Below are 4,586 nucleotides of genomic sequence, written 5' to 3' on the forward strand. Positions count from 1 at the left end.
CCGAAACTCTGCGCGGCGCGCGCCAGATCGGTGATCGGTCGGATCTGATTGCGGAGAAAGATAATGGCAATGGCGAGAAGCAGCACCGAGGACACGACCATCATGGCCAGCAGGATGTCCGTGCTGGTCGCAGATGTCCGCTCGCCTCCGGTCAGGAAATGGAAAACCGTGTCTTCACCAGCCTTGACACGCACATCCACGAAGTCTGGCAGCTTGCGGGTATCAATCCAGAAGTCACGCCCCATCTGGACAGTCAGTTCGCGCTTGAGGCGCGTATCAACGCGGGAGAAGAAGGGATCAGGCAGAGGCGCCGGCAGCGTGCCTCTGACGATGGAGAGCTTGAGCCCCAGTGTCTCATTTGCGAGGTTCTCTATCCGCCGCTCGGCTGCGAGGCTCCGGTCTGACTCGTCATAGAGCTGGATGAGCAGGCTCACGTCCCGCGCAAAGGACCGAGCCAGCAGGCGCGATACATTCTCAAAATGACGGTCGAGGATCAGGCCCGTCATGATCGTCTGGAGAAGGATGACGGGGGCCACCAGGATGATGAGCGCACGCGGGAAGAGCCCTTCCGGCATGTGGCGTTCCAGGAAGGCATTGAACCCGTTGTAGAGACGATTGCTGCCCATGGTTTCAGCGGCCCTCAGTCAACATGCAGCACATAGCCAGTACCGCGGACAGTCTGCAGATGGACAGGGTTGGCAGGGTCTTGTTCGATCTTCTGGCGAAGCCGATTGATCTGGACGTCGACACTGCGCGAGACTTCGTCGTCAGCGCCATCGGGCGCCAGCTCGCTGCGCGCCACCGGCTGCCCGGCACGGGCCGCAAGCCGCCGCAGGAAATCTCGTTCTCGCGTCGTGAGCCGAACGAGATCATCACCCTTTCGCAATTCACCACGTTGCGGATGAAACACGAAAGGACCAAACCTCACGTCAGTCTCGGCGCGAGGTGGCTGCTCCTGCCGGCGCAGAAGGCGCCGAACACGCAGCAGAAGCTCACGCGGCTCGAAGGGCTTGGCAAGGTAGTCATCGCTTCCTCTCTCAAGGCCCGCAATCCGATCCGCGGGATCGGCCAGTGCCGACAGCATCAGCACGGGCACCATGCGCCCCTCCCGACGCAGCCATTCGGTGAGCGCCAGACCCGTTTCGCCCGGCATCATGATGTCGAGCACCAGAAGATCAAACGACACGATCTGCATCTTCTCGCGAGCCTCGGCGGCACTGGCTGCCATGGTAACTCTCAAGCCATTGTCGATCAGATAGGTCTGGAGCAGATTGCGGATGCGCCGGTCGTCGTCCACCACCAGAATGTGCGGGATGTCATCCACGCCGGACAGTCTCCTCGCCCAGGATGCTGGCGCGCTCGAGCCAGTCGCGCACGGCGGCCCGGTTCTCCGGTGAGACCATGTTATAAAGCGTCTTGCGGTACAATTGCGCTGCACCAGCCTCCGTCGATGCAAGGGCGCGCCGGACCCGGTCCGTCTGCGGCGCCATGAGACGCTGGCGAAGCGCCTCGCCCGCAGCCGTCAAATGCAGCAGACGCTGGCGGCGGTCGGCCTCGCCTTCCTTCTGATAGACATAGCCCTTGTCGATCAGTTCCTTCAGCACGCGCGCCAGGCTCTGCTTGGTGATGCGCAGGATGTCGAGCAACTGCTGCACCGTCATGCCCGGGTCGCGGCCGACGAAATGCAGCACGCGGTGATGCGCGCGGCCGAAACCGAACTGCCGCAGGATTTCATCCGGGTCTGACACGAAATCGCGATAAGCAAAAAACATCAGTTCGATCAGGGCCACCACGTCCTGATCGGTCGGCGCACTTGCGTCAGCCTGATGCGACACTTGCTGGGGAGAAATTACGTCAGCCATGTTGACATATTTAACCCGTCACGATAGCCTTGACCAGACCAAAATGAGAGGAAGGGCGAGGCGCTTCCTTCACCGCAGGAGAGCAATTCGTCATGGCCACCATTCCCTTCGACCAGCGCGACGGCTGGATCTGGTTCAACGGTGAAATCGTACCCTGGAAGGAGGCTCGTGTTCACGTGCTGACTCATGGGCTGCATTATGGATCAAGCGTGTTCGAGGGCGAGCGGGCCTATGGCGGCGTAATCTTCAAGTCGACAGAACACTCCATCCGGTTTCACAAGTCTGCCGAGATCATGGATTTCACGATCCCCTATTCCGTCGAGGAGCTGAACGCTGCCAAGGACAAGGTGGTGGCGCTGAACGGTGGCGGCGACCAGTATGTGCGCCCGGTGGCCTGGCGCGGCTCGGAAATGATGGCCGTCTCCGCGCAGCACAACAAGATCCACGTGGCAATCGCAACCTGGGCCTGGCCTTCGATGTTTGATCCCGAGACCAAGATGAAAGGCATCAAGCTCGACATCGCCGATTACCGGCGGCCGGACCCGCAATGCGCGCCGGTTCACGCCAAGGCGGCAGGTCTCTACATGATTTGCACGATTTCAAAGCACAAGGCCGAGAAGAAGGGCTACGCCGATGCCATGATGCTGGACTGGCAGGGCCGTGTGGCAGAATGCACCGGAGCAAATATCTTCTTCACCCGCGATGGAGCCATCCACACTCCGATTGCCGACTGCTTCCTGAACGGCATCACCCGCCAGACCGTAATCGAACTGGCCCGCCAACAGGGGCTCGAGATCATCGAGCGGCGAATCATGCCTGACGAGCTGACCAGCTTCAATGAGTGTTTCATTGTCGGCTCCGCCGCCGAAGTCACGCCCGTGGCAGAGATTGGCCCCTACCGCTTCACGCCCGGCAACATCAGCCGGACCATGATGGATTCCTACAGCAATGCCGTCAGGCCATCTTCTCGTGCAGCATGATCGAGGCGGAGCATCGGTGCAGTAGGCGCGGGTTCACAACTTCTCCGTTTGACGCTCTGACAATGACTGCCTAGACTGAATTCTCTTTCAGGAGGACCGAATGACAATCAAGATGTTTGCTGTCGCGGCGGCTGCTGCGCTGCTTCTGGCAGGACTGCCACAGGTGGTTCAGGCCAAGTCCATTGGCCCGACTGGCGCAGCCATCGTCGGCGGCGTGGCTGGCCTTGCCATAGGTGCAGCGATTGCCGATGCCAACCGCCCGAAGAAGAAGATCTACTACGAGGGATATGCTCCTCCCTACAGGCCGGGCAACTATGATCCCTACTTCAACCAGGCATTCAGCCCTGCCACGGGCATCGTCTGCTATCCCGCACAGCGCCTCTGCTACAACAACGGCGGCAGCGTTTCGGGCAACTGGACACGCAAGGTTTATGGCTATTGATCGGGAGCGCCCCATGACGACTTCAACCCTGTTCCGCCGCGCCACCGGTGCGGTCTTCGCCGCCTCGCTGGCCATGATCACCGCACCAGCGCATGCCGACGACATGCGCATCGACGACGCCTGGAAGGCGGCACTCTCGGAAACCGACGGGATCCTAGATGACCAGCAGATGGCGATCGTCAACGTGATCGCCTACAGCTCGGCTGCCGCTCTCCTGTGCGATGGCATTGACATTGACGCCGACAAGGTGGCCACAGCAACGACGGCAGTTCTGGCCGATACGCCGCCCGACCTCACGGATGACGAGCAGCTGGCCCGCTTCACGGCGATCACCCTGATGATGGGAACGGCCAAGGGCATCATCCTGGCCGAGGGAGCCCTGCACAAGGACAAGTTCTGCGCTGCGGCAGTTGCCGAAAAGGCTGACGCCAAGACCGCCACGTTCTGGAAATAGCGTTGCATTCCATCTTGCGGGCGGTCAGGCTGCCTGGATGACATCGCTGTGCGACTACCTGATCATTGGTGGCGGCTCTGCCGGCGCCATCGTTGCGCGCCGGCTTTCTGAACGGACCGCCGGCCGCATCATTGTGATCGAGGCAGGAAAGCCAGACGAAGGCGACCCCGCTGCCACAGACCTGAGACGGCTCGACGAGCAGACGCCTGACTATGACTGGGGTTTCCGCGCAGCACCGCTTGCTGGCGCGCCGCCTCTGCTCAAATATGCCCGCGCAAAGCTGCTGGGCGGATGCGCCAATCACAATGATTGCGCCTTCATTCGCCCACCGCCCAGCGACTTCGACGAGTGGGAGCGGCTGGGGGCCAACGGCTGGAATGCTGCCGCCATGGCGCCCTATTGGCAGAAGGTGGCAGATCGGCTCGTCATCGAAACAGCGCCCTGCCATCCAGCCAGCCGCTGCTTCATCGAAGCCGGCCGTGAACTCGGGCTCCGGGATGTTGATTTTTCAAAGGAGGTCAAGGCGGGTGTCGGCCTTTTTCCACTCAATGCAAGCGGCACCCTGCGACAGTCATCGTCTGTTGCCTATCTCCATCCCCTGAGTTCGTTGCCGCATCATCTGGAGGTTTGGACAGAGTGTCTTGCCTTGCGGCTTCTGCTCGACGACGGCCGGGCCACGGGCGCCGAAACCACGCGCGGGCCTGTACTGGCCAGGAAGGCGGTGATCCTGGCCTGCGGCGCCATTCAGACGCCGCAACTGATGATGGTGTCGGGGCTCGGGCCTGGCAGCGAGTTGCGCGCGCAGGGCATCACGGTTCTCGCCGACCTTCCGCATGTCGGGCGCCACC

Annotated in this window: 6 protein-coding genes and 1 pseudogene; 4 read left to right on the top strand and 3 right to left on the bottom strand. The window is 61.5% G+C overall.

Annotated elements, in window-relative coordinates:
* The 3 genes and pseudogenes from ACILRN_RS15805 to ACILRN_RS15815 form a co-directional block, all read right to left on the bottom strand.
* Positions 1-626 (bottom strand): annotated as a pseudogene (locus tag ACILRN_RS15805) (two-component sensor histidine kinase); the annotation flags it as partial.
* Between the two features lie 14 nt (positions 627-640).
* Positions 641-1,333: a response regulator gene (locus ACILRN_RS15810; RefSeq protein ID WP_395689924.1), complete on the bottom strand. Its 693-nt coding sequence runs from the start codon at positions 1,331-1,333 to the stop codon at positions 641-643.
* Complete coding sequence (locus ACILRN_RS15815; protein WP_395689913.1) at positions 1,317-1,862, bottom strand: MarR family winged helix-turn-helix transcriptional regulator; 546 nt, start codon at positions 1,860-1,862, stop codon at positions 1,317-1,319. Before ACILRN_RS15815 ends, ACILRN_RS15810 begins: the two co-directional genes overlap by 17 nt.
* A 92-nt stretch (positions 1,863-1,954) precedes the next feature.
* Here ACILRN_RS15815 and ACILRN_RS15820 point away from each other — a divergent pair, with 92 nt between their 5' ends.
* The 4 genes from ACILRN_RS15820 to ACILRN_RS15835 all read left to right on the top strand — a co-directional run.
* Positions 1,955-2,842 carry a branched-chain amino acid aminotransferase gene (locus ACILRN_RS15820; RefSeq protein WP_395689916.1) on the top strand — a complete coding sequence of 296 codons (888 nt, stop codon included), beginning with the start codon at positions 1,955-1,957 and terminating at the stop codon, positions 2,840-2,842.
* Between the two features lie 100 nt (positions 2,843-2,942).
* Complete coding sequence (locus ACILRN_RS15825) at positions 2,943-3,284, top strand: hypothetical protein (RefSeq protein WP_395689918.1); 342 nt, start codon at positions 2,943-2,945, stop codon at positions 3,282-3,284.
* Positions 3,285-3,297: 13 nt separating this feature from the next.
* On the top strand, positions 3,298-3,738 hold the full coding sequence (locus ACILRN_RS15830; protein ID WP_395689920.1) for a hypothetical protein: 441 nt from the start codon (positions 3,298-3,300) through the stop codon (positions 3,736-3,738).
* Positions 3,739-3,775: 37 nt separating this feature from the next.
* On the top strand, positions 3,776-4,586 hold an 811-nt coding region (locus ACILRN_RS15835; RefSeq protein WP_395689922.1), incomplete at its 3' end, for a GMC family oxidoreductase.

This window comes from Aestuariivirga sp., assembly GCF_044238155.1.
Taxonomy (GTDB): Bacteria; Pseudomonadota; Alphaproteobacteria; order Rhizobiales; family Aestuariivirgaceae; genus Aestuariivirga.